This window comes from Acidobacteriota bacterium (assembly GCA_004299485.1).
In the GTDB taxonomy this organism is placed as follows: domain Bacteria; phylum Acidobacteriota; class Terriglobia; order Terriglobales; family SCQP01; genus SCQP01.
Genome location: SCQP01000001.1, coordinates 200693 through 215312 on the forward strand (window position 1 = coordinate 200693; position 14620 = coordinate 215312).

General features: G+C 63.9%; 12 protein-coding genes. 6 read left to right on the forward strand and 6 right to left on the reverse strand.

All coding sequences use genetic code 11. The features are described from left to right. The first annotated feature begins 45 nt into the window (after nt 1–45). Complete coding sequence (locus tag EPN33_00920) at nt 46–2286, forward strand: acylase (GenBank protein ID TAN24358.1); 2241 nt, start codon at nt 46–48, stop codon at nt 2284–2286. After that, nucleotides 2283–3254 carry a D-2-hydroxyacid dehydrogenase gene (locus tag EPN33_00925; GenBank protein ID TAN24359.1) on the forward strand — a complete coding sequence of 324 codons (972 nt, stop codon included), beginning with the start codon at nt 2283–2285 and terminating at the stop codon, nt 3252–3254. The genes EPN33_00920 and EPN33_00925 overlap by 4 nt, the downstream gene beginning before the upstream one ends. On the opposite strand, the gene EPN33_00930 is transcribed toward EPN33_00925, so the two are convergent. The 6 genes from EPN33_00930 to EPN33_00955 form a co-directional block, all read right to left on the reverse strand. Beyond that, complete coding sequence (locus tag EPN33_00930; protein TAN24360.1) at nt 3251–4606, reverse strand: hypothetical protein; 1356 nt, start codon at nt 4604–4606, stop codon at nt 3251–3253. The genes EPN33_00925 and EPN33_00930 overlap by 4 nt on opposite strands. Continuing rightward, nucleotides 4558–5616 carry an aminotransferase class I/II-fold pyridoxal phosphate-dependent enzyme gene (locus EPN33_00935; GenBank protein ID TAN24723.1) on the reverse strand — a complete coding sequence of 353 codons (1059 nt, stop codon included), beginning with the start codon at nt 5614–5616 and terminating at the stop codon, nt 4558–4560. Before EPN33_00935 ends, EPN33_00930 begins: the two co-directional genes overlap by 49 nt. A gap of 84 nt (nt 5617–5700) precedes the next feature. Further along, nucleotides 5701–6840 (reverse strand): radical SAM family heme chaperone HemW, encoded by a 1140-nt coding sequence (gene hemW, locus EPN33_00940; protein TAN24361.1) that lies wholly within the window; start codon nt 6838–6840, stop codon nt 5701–5703. Between the two features lie 12 nt (nt 6841–6852). Continuing rightward, nucleotides 6853–7863: a tagatose 1,6-diphosphate aldolase gene (locus EPN33_00945; protein TAN24362.1), complete on the reverse strand. Its 1011-nt coding sequence runs from the start codon at nt 7861–7863 to the stop codon at nt 6853–6855. Between the two features lie 24 nt (nt 7864–7887). Beyond that, complete coding sequence (locus EPN33_00950) at nt 7888–10341, reverse strand: glucan 1,4-alpha-glucosidase (protein ID TAN24363.1); 2454 nt, start codon at nt 10339–10341, stop codon at nt 7888–7890. Continuing rightward, a complete protein-coding gene (locus tag EPN33_00955) occupies nt 10338–11516 on the reverse strand; it encodes a site-2 protease family protein (GenBank protein TAN24364.1) in 1179 nt (392 codons plus the stop codon). Before EPN33_00955 ends, EPN33_00950 begins: the two co-directional genes overlap by 4 nt. 58 nt (nt 11517–11574) lie before the next feature. On the opposite strand from EPN33_00955, the gene EPN33_00960 reads away from it, so the two are divergent. From EPN33_00960 to EPN33_00975, 4 genes are all read left to right on the forward strand, one after another. Continuing rightward, nucleotides 11575–12276: an iron transporter gene (locus EPN33_00960; GenBank protein TAN24724.1), complete on the forward strand. Its 702-nt coding sequence runs from the start codon at nt 11575–11577 to the stop codon at nt 12274–12276. After that, the gene (locus EPN33_00965; protein TAN24365.1) at nt 12276–13190 is read left to right on the forward strand and encodes a GTPase Era; all 915 of its coding nucleotides are present in this window, start codon (nt 12276–12278) and stop codon (nt 13188–13190) included. The genes EPN33_00960 and EPN33_00965 overlap by 1 nt, the downstream gene beginning before the upstream one ends. A gap of 9 nt (nt 13191–13199) precedes the next feature. After that, nucleotides 13200–13655, forward strand: coding sequence for a transcriptional repressor NrdR (gene nrdR, locus EPN33_00970; GenBank protein TAN24366.1), 456 nt, complete (start codon nt 13200–13202; stop codon nt 13653–13655). A gap of 140 nt (nt 13656–13795) precedes the next feature. Beyond that, nucleotides 13796–14557, forward strand: coding sequence for a hypothetical protein (locus EPN33_00975; GenBank protein TAN24367.1), 762 nt, complete (start codon nt 13796–13798; stop codon nt 14555–14557). Nucleotides 14558–14620 lie beyond the last annotated feature (63 nt).

Consider the following 14620-nt stretch of genomic DNA (forward strand, 5'->3'; position numbering starts at 1 on the left):
TACGGTCCCTGGAGTAGGCTGACAATGTTCCACACAGGATACGCCATGACCAAACGCATTGCTACCGGCTTGGTGACGGGCCTGGCCGTCGCCGGCTTTTCCCTACTGGCACAGGCACAAGTGGTGCCTGCGCCCACACCGCAGGAACTGGCGCGCTGGAGCCAGGAAGCCACAGCGGTGACCATCACACGCGACAACTGGGGAATCGCGCACGTGCACGGCGCGACCGACGCCGAGGCGGTCTTTGGCATGGAATACGCCCAGGCCGAGGATGATTTCCATCGCGTTGAGACCAACTATATCAATGCGATAGGCGAGCTGGCGCAGGCCGAAGGGCCGTCGCAAATCTGGCGCGATCTGCGCATGAAGCTGTTCATGGACCCTGCGGCGCTAAAGCAGAAGTACGCCGCCAGCCCGGCGTGGCTGCAAAAGCTCGACGACGCCTTTGCCGACGGCCTGAATTACTACCTGTACACGCACCCGGAGGTGCATCCGCGCGTGATTCACCGCTTTTACCCCTGGATGGCCTATGCCTTCAGCGAAGGCAGCATCGGCGGCGATATCGAACGCGCCAGCCTGCACTCGATTGCCGCGTTTTACGGGACCCAACCGGGCGGCATCGATCCGGCGGCGCCACGCTTCGCCGAAAATTTTTTACCTCCGCATCCCGGAGGGTCGAACGGCATCGCCATCGCACCCAGGAACACGCTTGACCACCACGCCATCCTGGTGATCAACCCGCACACGTCGTTTTACTTTCGCTCGGAGCTGCAAATGTCGAGCGACCAGGGGCTCGATGCCTACGGCGCGGTGACCTGGGGACAGTTTTTCGTCTACCAGGGCTTCAATACGCGCTTGGGCTGGATGCACACCTCGGCAGAAACCACCAACAATATTGATTTCTATCTGGAGACCGTCAGCAAGCGCGGCGATCACTACGTCTACAAGTACGGCAATCAGGAGTTACCGGTGACGCAGCGGGTCATCGAAATTCCCTACAAAACCGCGCACGGCATGGCGGTGCGACGCTTCACGGCCTACTGGACGCGGCACGGGCCGGTGATTGGCGAAGTCAATGGCAAGTGGGAAACGATCCGGCTGATGCAGCGGCCGACACGGGCGCTGGAACAGGACTTTCTGCGCACCAAGGCGCTCAACTTCCAGCAGTTTCAGAAGACGATGGAGCTGCACACGAACTCCAGCAACAACACCATCTACGCCGACGCGGACGGCAACATCGCCTACTGGGATTCGGATTTCATTCCGCGCCGCGATTCCAACTTCGACTGGCAGCAGCCGGTGGATGGCAGCAATCCGGCGACCGAATGGCACGGCGTGCTGTCGCTCCAGGAAACGCCGCATCTGTTCGATCCGGGCACCGGCTGGCTGTATAACTCGAACAACTGGCCCTGGTCGGCGGCCGGGCCGGACAGCCCGAAAAAAGCCGATTACGCGCCTTACGTCGATTACGCCCGCTACGAAAGCATGCGCGGCCTGCATGCGCTGCGGGTGCTGACCGGCATTCACGATGAAACCGTCGCCAGCGTCATCCAGACCATCGACTTTGACAGCTACCAGCCCTGGTTTGCGCGCACCATTCCGACGCTGCTGAAAGACTACGATGCGCTACCGGCAACGGATCCGCTGAAGGCGAAGCTGGCGGGACCGATCGCCGAGCTGCGGCACTGGAGTTACCGCTGGGGCGCGGACTCGATCCCGACTTCAATTGCCGTTTATTGGGGCCGGGCGATGTACCGGTTGACGGGAAGCGAGGCGCGGGCGCGGTTTGAGGACGACTCCACCTACGTGCAGCACAGCGCCAAGCCGGAGCAATTGCTGCAAGGCCTGTCGCAGGCGGTCGATCGGCTCACCCGCAACTGGGGCACGTATCAGGTGCCGTGGGGCAAGATCAATGTCTTCCAGCGACTGGATGATTCCATCCATCATCCCCGGTTTGACGATTCCCTCCCCGGCACGCCGGTCATGTTCACCACGGCCACCTGGGGATCGCTGGCCTCATTTGCACCCTGCCGCGGCTTGACCACCAAGCGCATTTACGGCTGCAGCGGCAACAGCTTTGTCGCGGTGATCGACTTCGGCCCCAAGGTCACGGCCCGCGCGATCACGGCCGGCGGCGAGAGCGGCCATCCCGGCAATCCGCACTTCAAGGACGAAGCCGAGCGCTACGCCACCGGCAACTTGCGGACGGTGTATTTCTTTCCGGCGCAGCTCAAGGGGCACACGGAGCGCGTTTACCACCCCGGCGAAAAGCCCGCCTACGAATGAAACTACTGGCGATTGTACCGGATGAACTTCCGTCGCTACGGCTGCTGCGGCCCCTGCGCCGGGAGGGCGTCGAGATCGCTGTCGGCCATACGCCGGAAGTGATCGCGCGGGAAGCGCCGGGCTCAGAAGTCATTTTGTACTCGTCGCTGGCGGGAGGGACCCCGCCGTTTTCGGAGGTGTGGCCACACACGGGGCCAGGCTTGAAGTGGGTGCATTCGTTTGAAGCCGGACTCGACCGGCTGCTTACGCCGGAACTCATCGCCAGCCCCGTGATGGTATCGAACGCGCGCGGGGCGTATGCGCCCCCTCTCGCCGAGTTTGCCGTCTACGGCATCCTGTTTTTTTACAAGCAGACGCGACGGATGCTGGCGCAACAGCAGGCGCACCGCTGGGAGCAATTTGAAGTCGAGAGCCTGGCCGGCAAAGTCATGGCGGTAGTGGGCTACGGCGGCGTGGGTAGCGCCTGCGCCCAAGCAGCGCGCCGGCTGGGCATGCGTATTCACGCCCTGCGGCGGCATCCGGAACGGAAAGAGCGGGGAGTCGAGCGCTTCTTTGCGCCCGAGGACCTGCTGCCGATGCTGCGCGGCGCCGACGTTGTGCTGGCAGCGCTGCCGCTGACGCCGGCAACGCGGCACTGGCTCAATGCCGAGGCGTTCGCCGCGATGAAGCCGTCGGCAATATTCATCAACCTCGGCCGCGGACCGGTGGTCGATGAAGCGGCGCTGGTTGAGGCCCTGCGGCGGGGCCAGATTGCCGGGGCGGCACTCGACGTCTTCGAGCACGAGCCGCTGGCCGCCGACAGCCCGCTCTGGGCGATGGAGAACGTGCTGCTCTCGCCGCACTCGACCGACCGCACGGTCTCGCCGCACTGGACCGACGTGGGAATGCGCTGCTTTCTCCAGAATTGGCGCTGCTACCGCAAAGGCGTGCCGCTGCTTACGCGAGTGGACAAAGCCGCCGGCTATTAGTGAGCGAGCCGCAGGGCGCCCAGAATTTGGATCAAGCCGTGGCCCAGACTGCCATCGGCATCGCCGGGAATGGCCGGGTCTGCGGTGCCCTCGATTTCGTTCACGATATCGGCACGCGATTGGCCGAGCTGGACCAGCAGCGCGGCCTCGCCGCTGACCAGGGCGGCGCTGAACGACGTTCCAGTCGATTCCGCCCAGATCAGGCCGAAGCCGGGGAAGGTGGTTAGCAGGCGCACGCCGGGCGCGGCCACATCGGCGTCCAGAATACCGGCTGGAGGGTCGTAGTTGGAAAAGCCGGCGCGCAGCAGCAGAGGATCGGCGAGGCAGGAAGCGGGCGCCCGCGTACCGCAGCCATCGATGGCGCCAACGCTCAACACGCCGGGCAGTGCGGCAGGATAGAACGGAGCATCGGTAGCGGAATTGCCGGCCGCAGTCACAACCACAATGCCGTGAGCCTGCGCGGCCGCCACGGCAGCTTCAATGACCGCATAACGCTGCGGGCTGGTGAAGCTCAGGTTGATTACATTTGCATGCCGGGCGATGGCGTAACGTATGGCTGCGGCAATCGCAGCGGGTGTGGCTCGTCCGTTCGGCCCGAAGGCATTGATGGGCAGGATTTTTGCCTGAGGTGCGACGAGGTGAATCAGACCGGCCGCCGCAGTGCCATGGCCAAAGCCGGGTTCACACTTCTCCAGCCTGGTCATGAGTGCCAGGACTTCACCGGTCGAATCCTGATCAGAATCGAAAGGCTCGGTAATGCCATTGAGGATGATGTTGGCCTTGAGCGGAGCGGGTTGAATAAACGGACAGGTGCCGGAGCTGGCAATAGCCTTCAAAACGCCGCCCAGCGGCTGACCGTTGGGTGCCAGTTCGGACCAGGCGGACCAGTTCGCCGAGTTGTCGTAAAAGTTCCAGCCTTGGGAACCCAGCAGAGCGCCGTTTAGGGCGGGGTTAAATGGATCGACACCGTTGTCGATCAGGGCGACGATGACGCCTGCGCCTGTAGCGGTTTGCCATGCGGCTTCCCCGGCGGCGATCTGCGAGCCCAGGGACTGTTTGAGGTAGGCCGAAGGCACCGAAACACCGTAAAACTCGGCGTCAAGTCGCAGCGGTGCCAGGGCGCCGGTCCGCGGCGGGATGGCCAGCGCCGCCGAGGCCAGAGCCAGACAGATCACTCCAATCCAGGTCGTCCGGCGGCAGCATGGAGGAGCCCTGAGCGTCAGCGGGCGGACCCTGCCGGAAATCGAAGCCCGCACTCCAAGCGACCAACGGGAGCGACCAGGGCAAATAGTGGCGAGCCACCTCATTCGCGCTCGATTACCGCCCGGAGGGCAAACAAAGCCTCCTGGCATTGCGCCTCGTCGACGTCCCGATGGGTGACAAAGCGGATATGAGTAGGATCGAGCGCGCTGGCCAAAACGTTGCGGTCGCCCAGATTCTCGACGACGTGAGCCGCAGAAAACTCCGTTTGGCCAACGTCAAAGATGACGATGTTGGTGGCGACTTCGGGCGGATCGAGGCGCAGGCCGGTGATGGTGGGGATTTCTTTGGCCAAAAGTTGGGCGTTGCGATGGTCCTCCGCCAGGCGATCCGGGCCTTTTTCGAGTGCGACTAATCCGGCGGCGGCCAGTACGCCCGCCTGCCGCATACCGCCGCCGAGCATTTTGCGTACGCTGCGGGCGCGAGCGACGAACTCCGCACTGCCGAGCAGCATCGAGCCTACCGGCGCGCCCAGCCCTTTAGACAAGCAGAACATCACGGAATCAAACGGGGCGGACAATTCGGCCACCGATACGTCCAGCGCCGTTGCCGCGTTGAAGATGCGGGCGCCGTCCAGGTGCGTAGCTACGCCCAGCTTGCGCAGCTCGCCGCACAAGTGCTTCGACACCTCAGGCTTGGTGACCACGCCACCGGCAAAGTTGTGCGTATTCTCAACGACCACAAGGCCAGTCTGCGCATGGTTCTGAGGGTCGTCCAGGCGCAACGCGGGCTGCACTAAATCCCAGGGCATGCGGCCGCTGCCGGAGGTGACCGGACGGAAGATGCATCCGGAAAACGCCGCCGCCATGGCCATCTCAACGTTATAGGTGTGCGACTTGGCTTCGCAAATGATTTCCTGGCCTGGCCGGGTATGCACGTGAATGGCGATCTGGTTCGCCATGGTGCCGCTGGGCACGAAGACGGCGGCTTCGCGCTGAAAAATTGCCACCGCCTGCGCTTCGAGGCGGTTGACGGTGGGGTCTTCGCCGTAAACATCGTCGCCAACTTCGGCGGCCATCATGGCGCGGCGCATTTCCGGCGTGGGGCGGGTAACGGTGTCGCTGCGCAGGTCGACGGCGGCATGCACACCGCGGCCTTCCATCTCTGCGACAGCAGTCATGCCTTTGGGGGTGAAGCGTCCGCGCATGAGTTCAAGTTTACAGCTTACAGTTCACAGTTCACAGTCTCACGGGACGACGACGGGTTCGAGGAATTCGGCGAGGACGCGATTGGAGAGCATGCGGCCGCGCGCTGTCAGTGCAATGTTGCTGCCGGTGCGTCGCAGCAAGCCGGAGGCGACCAACGCCGGAACGGCGGCGGCTTGGGGATCGTCTTCGCGCAAGGCGACGCCGGCGGTGCGGCGCAGGCCGAGAAAGTAGTATTCCTCGCGGGCAGCGGCGTCGGTCAATGCGGTTGCAGGCGTGCGCGGCAGGCGTCCGGCGCGCAAGGGTTCGCAATAGGCGGTGAGCGTGTCGGGGTTGGCGAAGCGGCGATTGGCGATGAACGAATGCGCATCGAGGCCGCAACCGAGATAGGGTTGCCGCAACCAGTAGCCCTCGTTGTGGCGGGACGCGAAGCCGGGACGGGCGAAGTTGGAAATTTCATACTGCTGCACGCCGGCCGCCGTAAGCTGATCGCAGGCCCACTCGTAGTTGTCGGCAATAAGATCGTCGTCAGGCACAAAATGGGCGTGGTAACGTTCGCCGCCGGCCAGCAGCTCGTGGCCGAGGCGGCTGTCATCATCGACTTCGAGCATGTAGACCGAAAGATGCGGCACGCCGGTGTCCAGGGCGCGCTCGACCGAGATGCGCCAGGATTCTGCAGTTTGGTGGGGCAAACCGGCAATCAGGTCGAGGTTGAGGTTGCGGATGCCGGTGGCGCGGGCACGGGTGATGTCGCTGTCGCTCGCCTCGGCACGATGCAGGCGCCCGACGGCGCGCAGCTCGGCATCGTGATAGGATTGCGCGCCGAGACTGAGACGGTTCACGCCGCAGGCAGCCAGCAGGTCGAGGCGCTCGGCGTTGAGCGTGCCGGGTGCGGCCTCAACGGTGTGCTCGCAATCGGGCGCGAGCTGGAAGGTGCGCTGGATGGCGGCGATGACGCCGGCGAAGCCATCAGCCGGCAGCAGCGTGGGCGTGCCACCTCCCCAATAGATGGTGTCGACGGCTGCGCCCTCGAGGCCATCGGCGGCGGCGGCCAGCTCGATTTCGCGCGCCAGCAGCTCGCAGTATTCGCGATAGACCGCAACCGGATAGACCTGGCTGGCGAAGTTGCAGTAGCTGCACTTCGAGCGGCAAAACGGCACCGCGAGATACAGGCCCAGCATCGTCTCCTGCTTTCAGGCGAGCGCGGCTGCGGAAGAGGCGCCGTAGGCGGCGAACCAGGGCGTGGCGGCCTGCAAGCTGCGGTTGACGGCTTCGATATTGGCGCGGCCCTCGGTAGCCAGCCACTTCTCAAACGCGGCCAGGCCCTGCTTGCCGTAAATGGGGATGCCATCTTTCCAGGTGGCGCGGCCACAGAGCACGCCATTGAACTTCACTCCGGCCTCGGCCGCCACTGCCAGGCTCTCGTTGAACTCAGCGTTGCTGACACCCGCGCTCAGGTAAATGAAAGGCTTGTGCGCGGCCCCGGCGGCAGCGCGGAAGTGGTCGGAGGCTTCGGCTTTGCTGTAGGCCGACGCGCCGGTGCAGGCGGCGGCGCCGGCAACGAATTTCATGTTCACGGGAATTTCCACCTTGAGCACGTCCACGGCGTAGATATCCTTGGTGAACTCGGCGATGCTGCCGCGCACGACTTCCGGTTTCCTACGCGCGTACTCCAGGCCCTTTTCATCTCCGCCATCGGGATCGTAGCCGACGAACTCGAGGAAAAAGGGTATATCGTTGGCGCGGCACTCAGCGCCGATGCGCTCGATAAAGGCATGCTTGATATCGTTGATGGGCGCCTTTTCCAGCGGCGTGTAATAGAGCAGCACCTTGATGCAATCGGCGCCGTCGGCCTTCAGGCGGCTGACCGAGCAGTGTGGCAGCAGATCAGGCAGACGGCCGGGCTGGGTATTGTCGTAGCCGCTCTGCTCGTAGGCGAGCAACAGGCCGGCATTTTTGGCGCGGCTCTTGGCCGCCGGCAGGCCATACTCGGGATCGAGCAGAATGGCGCTGGCATAGGGAGTGAGCGCCTTGCTGACGGCGACTTTGAATTCCTCCATCATCGCCGGCTGCGCCGGGCTGCCTTTTTCCTTGGCCAAAGCCTTTTGCAGACTGCCGCGCTGATCCATGGCGGTAGCGGCAATGACGCCGCGCGCATCGGAGACTGCATTCATGCCTTTGAGTTTTCCAGGAGTGAGTTTCATAGGATTCAAGGTTACGGTTACAGGTTACAGTGTTCCGGACTCAGGGACTATTTTGACCTCAAAGTCCTGGCCTTGCCAGCGGCCATCGGCGACGTAGCGCATGGTGAAGCGGAGGGGAGCTTTTTGCGCCGGTTTGGTAACAACATCCACGTACTCGAAGCCGCAATCGGTAGGGGTTGAGCGCTGGTCGGTCACGGTGGTCCATTCATCCAGACTAGAGTGCAGGAAAAACGGCGCATCGATTTGGACGCGCAGGGTCGCGCCGGCCGGCATGCGGGCGACCTGGCGATGGAACTTCCAGACTTCGAGGAAGCGGGTACGCTTGCGGGCGCCACGGCTGTAGCGGTCGGCAACTTCGGGAATGAGATCGAAGACGGCGCCGTCAGCAAGGGAGCGCAGCAGGCGGACGTACTCGGCATGCGCCCACAGCAGCGGCATGGCGCTGCCGCTGGGGCGGCCGAAGTACAGGAACCGACGCGGCAGGTCGGGTAAGTCCCAGATTTGCTCCGGCAGCATCTGCATATGGTTGGCAAGCCGCTCCATCGCGTGGACGTAAGGCGCGGCATCGCGGCCGGCGGCCAGCTCGTAGTGGCCGCGCTCGCCGGTGAGCAACGGCCAGGCGCCGCCGCGGCCCCAGCCGGTATAGGCCGAGCCATCCGTGTGCTGGCCATAGCCGTCGTGGTTGTAGCGATGCCAGCAGTCGCCAAAGGGCGTGGAGACTTTCAGGACAGCATCCACGACGCGGAGAGAGTCTTCGATCAACGGATCGCCGCCGGCGCGGATGCCGTAGCGCACCAGTTCGAGAAAGCCGCCGTCGATGATGTCGCGGGCGGGAAAATCCGATGGTTCGCCGGGCGCGATGTTGTTGATATGCAGGATGGCGGAGTTGGGATCTTCATCCGCGCCCACGCCCATGCGCGGTGCGGGATTGATGCGGATGTAATGCCGCCGGATGCCGGGCACGATCGCTCCTTGCGTGGTCACGGTCCAGGCTTCGAGGTGGCTCTCGACGAAATCGGCGTAGTCCAGGGCTAACTGCGCCATCGCGGCATTGCCATGCGCGCGGGCCAGATCGGCGGCACAAACCAGGCCGGCGATATGAACCGCGAGGCTGGAGGGCGAGTAGCCGCCCGCTTCTTCCCAGCGCTCCTGCGGCGTGGCGGGGCCGTGGCGCAACATGTAACCGACGGCGCGCGCCACCATGGGATACGGATCAATGTCGGGCAGGGCCCCTTCACGGCGCATCCGCCAGGCGAGCAGAACCGGAAATGCGACTTCGTCGAGCTGAATGCCTTGCCAATAGGGCGTGCCGTTGACCCAGAAGTTCTGCGCGAAGCCGCCGTCAGGGTGCTGCGAGGCCGCCAGGTACAACAGAGCGCGCCGCGGCGTTACATGGTCGCCGCTGGCGAGCAGACCGGTAGCGCTCTGCACCAGGTCGCGCGTCCAGACCAGATGATAGCCGCCCAAATCCTCATCGCCCTTGGTTTCACCCCAGGGAATGGAGAGGGAGGCGATCATGGCGCCGGGATAAGTTTTATCCTCATGGGCGAGCAATAGGCTGACGCTGCGCTGGTAGAGCGCCCCACCGTCCTGCGCGTATTGCGTCAGGGCCTTGCGATGAACGCAGGTGCGCTGCCACTGCTCCAGAAAGCGGTCCCGCGCCGCGTCGTAGGGCTGATCCAGGCTTTGCAGCAGGGTGTTGATGGCGGCCTGGCGGGTATCGCCAAAGGCGAGGCTCACGACAAACTCGCGGCTGGCGCTCAGGTCTAGCTCGGCCGTGAGCGCCACGTTGCCATCGCTCGCGGTGTCGAAACTGAAGTTGGGCTGGCAATCGGCGGCCAAGTCGGTCCAGCCGTCACTTTTGCCCACAAAACCGGCGGAGCTGTGATGCAAGGGCACGGTGGCGCCGATGGCCAGCCAGGAGGTGCAGCGGTGCGCCAAAAGAATGGGGCGTGAGGCAACTTCGGACACTTTGGCGAAATTGTGCCAGCCGATGCCGTCCATGTGCGGGGCGCACAGCAGGAACATCCGCAGGTTGCGCGCCAGCGCAGCGCTGGACTCGACTTTGGTATGCAGCAGCACGCAGCTCAGATGTGGGTCGGCGATCAGCTCCTTATGGCAGCGATAGCGGCCCTGACGGTCTTCGGTGGTGATGCGGAAGCCGAGCGCTTCCTGCGCCAGTGCCTCGACGTGGGAGTCGCAGTCGCGCCGCTCGCTATGAAAGAACGTCTGACCGTCGGTGAAGAGGAACTGGAAGTCGCGGACCTGGGGACGGTCAAGGGTAGGAAAGTAAATCTCCGTGAGCGTGCCCTGCGCGAGTGTGAACCACACGCGGCTGGAGGCGGCGTACGCAGTGCCGATGGCGTCCTTGCCACCGCGCGTCCAGCGCGGCGCAATGCCGGGCGAGCCGAACGCTTCCCCTCCCTGTCTTTGCGGCTGTGCCCCTGGTTCCACGCGGATGGCGCTGGCTGCGCTCATGAATTCCCTCCTGCCAGAGTTGTATTCAACAGTTCGATAATGCGATCACGGCGGATGATGCCGCGGACGCCGCTATCAGTCAGTATGGGCAATTGGCCCACATTGTGCTCCACCATTTTCCGCAGTGCCGAGTGCAAACCTTCGCCCGGCAGCACCGTAGCCATGGCGTCGCGCGGCACCATCACATCACGAACCAGCGTCGTGCCCCACCGCTCACGGGGGATGCGCGACAGATCGGCGGCGGTAATAATGCCCAGCAAGTTGTCGTGGGTGTCCATCACCAGGCTGGCGCGGAACTGATGCTGGGTAGCCAGATCAGAGATGAAGCTTTCGAGATTGATGTCCGGTGGCACGCGCGAGAAAAATGGCGTCTCCAGATCGCGCACGGTGTAGTGGCTGAGCGCCGATTCCAGCTCCGTCTGACGCCAGCTCTGTTCGGCCGCGCTCAGCAGGAACCAGCCGATGAAGGCGAGCCAAATGCCGTCAACGCCCTGCCCGCTGAAAAACTGAAACACGCCCCAGAGAATGAAGCCGATGGCTACTACCTTGCCGACCTGGGTGGCCCAGCGCGTGGACTTGACAAAGTCCTTGTTCGAGCTCCACAAAATGGCGCGCAGCACGCGGCCGCCATCCAGCGGGAAGCCGGGGATGAGGTTGAACAAGGCAAGCAGGATGTTGATGTAGCCCAGCCATTCGAGGATGGCGAAGAAGGGCGTGTGGACATTGCCGCTCTGGCCCCACCACAAACAGAGGCCGCCAAGGACCAGGCTGCAGAGCGGGCCGGCGATGGCGACCTTGAACTCCGTGCCGGCATCGTCCGGCTCGCGCGTCAGCTCACTGACGCCGCCGAACACGAAGAGCGTGATGACATGGACGGGCAAACCTTTGGCGCGGGCGACCAGGCTGTGCGCCAGTTCGTGGAGTACGACCGAGACGAAGAACAGGATGGTGGTGACCGCGGCGGCGGCGACGACGGCGAGCTGGGACCAGTGCGGGTTAGCGCCGGCGAAATAGCTGGCCAGAGTGACCGCAATGAGCACCAGGATGATGATCCAGCTCATATGGAACTGGATATCAATGCCAAACAGGCGCACCAGACGATGGCTTTGGGGGCTGCGCGGCGGCATGAGGCTTCTACCCCCTATTATGGCCGGGACTGCGCCCCCGCGCTGCATGGCGGAAAGCTGTTAGCATCGTAGCGTGAGCACGCCCACTCCTGCTGCCGCCGCCCACATGCCTGCGACCGAGCCTCAGCATACCGAGCATCACTTTCGCGGCAGCGCCCGCCTGCGCGATTTCGTCATTGGCATGTCGGACGGGCTCACGGTGCCGTTTGCTCTCGCCGCGGGACTGAGCGGGGCGGCACTGAGCAGCCGGATCGTGGTCACGGCAGGCCTGGCGGAAATTGCGGCAGGTTCGATTGCCATGGGCCTGGGAGGGTATCTTGCGGCGCGCAGCGATGCAGAACACTATGCCAGCGAGCTTGCCCGCGAAGAACGTGAAATCGCCGAGCGTCCGGAGGACGAGCGCCAGGAAGTCGCCGAGATCCTCCAGACCTATGGCATGAGCGAGCGCGAAAGCACGCAGGTCACTTCCGCCCTCGCGGAGAGGCCGCGCGCCTGGCGCGACTTCATGATGCGCTTCGAGCTAGGCCTGGAAGCGCCCGAACCCGGCCGCGCCTGGGCGAGCGCCTCCACCATTGCCGGCGCCTACATCCTGGGCGGGATGATTCCGCTGGCGCCTTACTTTGCGCCGATTTCGCTGCACGTGGCGCTGGCAGCGTCGATTGCGGTCACAGGGACGGCCTTGCTGGTGTTCGGCTATATCAAAGGCCGCTTTACGGGTTCGCAGCCCTTGCGCTCGGCACTGCAAACGGCCGTCATTGGCGGCCTGGCGGCGACAGCCGCCTTCTTCATTGCCCGCGCGATTTCCTAATGCACTCTGGATTCGTCACCATCCTGGGGCGGCCGAACACGGGCAAAAGCACGCTGGTCAACGCTCTGGTGGGCAGAAAAATCGCTGCCGTCACGCCACACCCGCAGACCACGCGCACGCGCTTGCTGGGCGTGGTCCGTACGCCGCAGGACCAGGCCGTGTTTGTGGATACGCCCGGCGTTCATCGGGGCAAGGGCCCGCTCGCGCGCGAGCTGACGCGCAGCGTTCACGCCGCGCTGGAGGGACGCGACCTGGCTCTATTCATGGTGGACGTTACCCGCGCCTGGGGAGCCGAAGACGCCATGGCGCTCGACCTGTTGCGCGGCGAGAATGCCCCGCCGGTTTTCCTGGTGCTGAACAAAGTGGATCTGCTGCCACGCCGGGATGAGTTGCTGCCGCTAATTACCAGCTATCGCGAACGTTACCCGTTTGCCGAGATGATTCCGATTTCGGCGCTCAAGAAAGTGAACCTGAAAGAGTTGCTGCGGCTGGTATTCGCCGCGCTGCCGGAGGGTCCGGAATATTTTCCGGGCGAGCAGACGACCGATCAACCGGAGCAGTTCTGGATTTCAGAAGTCATCCGCGAGCAGGCGATGCTGGCGATGCGCGCGGAAATCCCCCATGCGCTGCGGGTCAGAATTGAGGGCGAACGGATGCGCCGCTCCCAGGGCAAGCCCTTGCGGATCATCGAAGCGGTGCTTATCTGCGAGCGCGAAGGCCAAAAGGCGGCGCTGGTCGGCCGCGGCGGTACGACCATCCGCCGCATCGGTTCGGGGGCACGCCAGCAGCTCGAAACGACGCTAGGTACGCACATTCTGCTGCAGCTACGGGTTCTGGTGCGTGCGGACTGGCGTGAAAACCCGCGAGCGGTCGCGGAAGTCGATTTCCATAATGGATCCAGCAGCTTAGGGTAGAATGCCGCCATGCGCTGTCCGTTCTGTGGGCACTTGGAAGATCGCGTGGTGGACTCGCGCGAAAGCAAGGAAGGGGCGTCGATCCGCCGGCGTCGGGAGTGCCTGGCTTGCGAAAAGCGCTTCACCACCTACGAGCGGCTGGACGAAATTCCCTACATGGTGGTGAAGAAGGATGGCCGGCGGGAAAAATTCGAGCGCCAGAAAGTGCTCACCGGTCTATTGCACGCCGCAGAGAAGCGGCCCATCTCGATGAGCCAGCTCGAAACCATCGTGAACGAAGCCGAGGCAGTGATTGTGGACTCGCCCGAGCGGGAAATTCCGACCAGTACCATCGGCCAACTGCTGATGGAACGCCTGCGCCAGATCGACAAAGTCGCCTATGTCCGCTTTGCTTCCGTGTACATGGATTTTAAGGACGTGAGCGAGTTCCTGACCGAGCTCAACCGGCTGTTGCACCAACGCTAGATGGGGCGGATACGCGAAGGCCGGGCTGGGGCTCCCGGGGCCCCCAGTCCGGCCGAGCGTCAAGCGGGTGGCGTGGCGCAGCCACGCCAGGCCCCGCGCCAGTGAATAGATGTAGCCTTCTCCACCTTTGCCGGCATCGCATGATTCGGGGGTGTTTTATGCGAACACGAACCGGACTCACCGCCTTGGCAGTGGCAGCTCTGCTTTTCGCCTGGATCGGTCCCACCTGGCTGCACGCGGACAGCACACGCGACGACGATGTCGCGCGGCTGAAAAGCGCCTCCCAGGTCTTCCAGCAGATCATGGCCACGCCCGATCGTGCCATTCCTCAGGAGATTCTCGACGGCGCCCACTGCATTGTCATCATCCCGGGCATGAAGAAAGGCGCGTTCGTATTCGGCGCCAACTACGGCAAAGGTGTTGCCACCTGTCGCAACCAGAGCGGACAAAAGTGGGGTCCACCGCTGTTCGTCACGATTGGCGGCGGGAGCTGGGGGCTGCAAATCGGAGCCCAGTCGAGCGACATTCTCATGGTGATGGGCAGCCGTGCGCAACTGAATAGCCTGCTGAGCAGCAAATTCCGCGTGGGTGCGGAAGCCGCCGCGGCCGCTGGGCCGGTGGGCCGGCACGTGGAAGCCGGCACCGACGTCAAGCTCAACTCGCAGATTCTGACCTATGGCCGCAGCAAGGGCGCCTTTGCCGGCATCAGCATCAGTGGCGCGGTGGTGCAGCCGGATACGACCGGCAACGAAGCCATGTACGGCAAGCACAGCAACATGGAGGAAATTCTCAGCGGCAGCGGCGTGACGGCGCCGTCTGCGGCGGTGCCGCTGCTGCAGCAACTCAACGCCTTTCCGGCCAAAACGGCCGGCACCGCTGGCGGCAGCTTGGAGGAGCCCTGAGCGCCAGCGGGCGGACCCTGCCGGGAATCGAAGCCCGCACTCCAAGCGACCAACGGGAGCGAC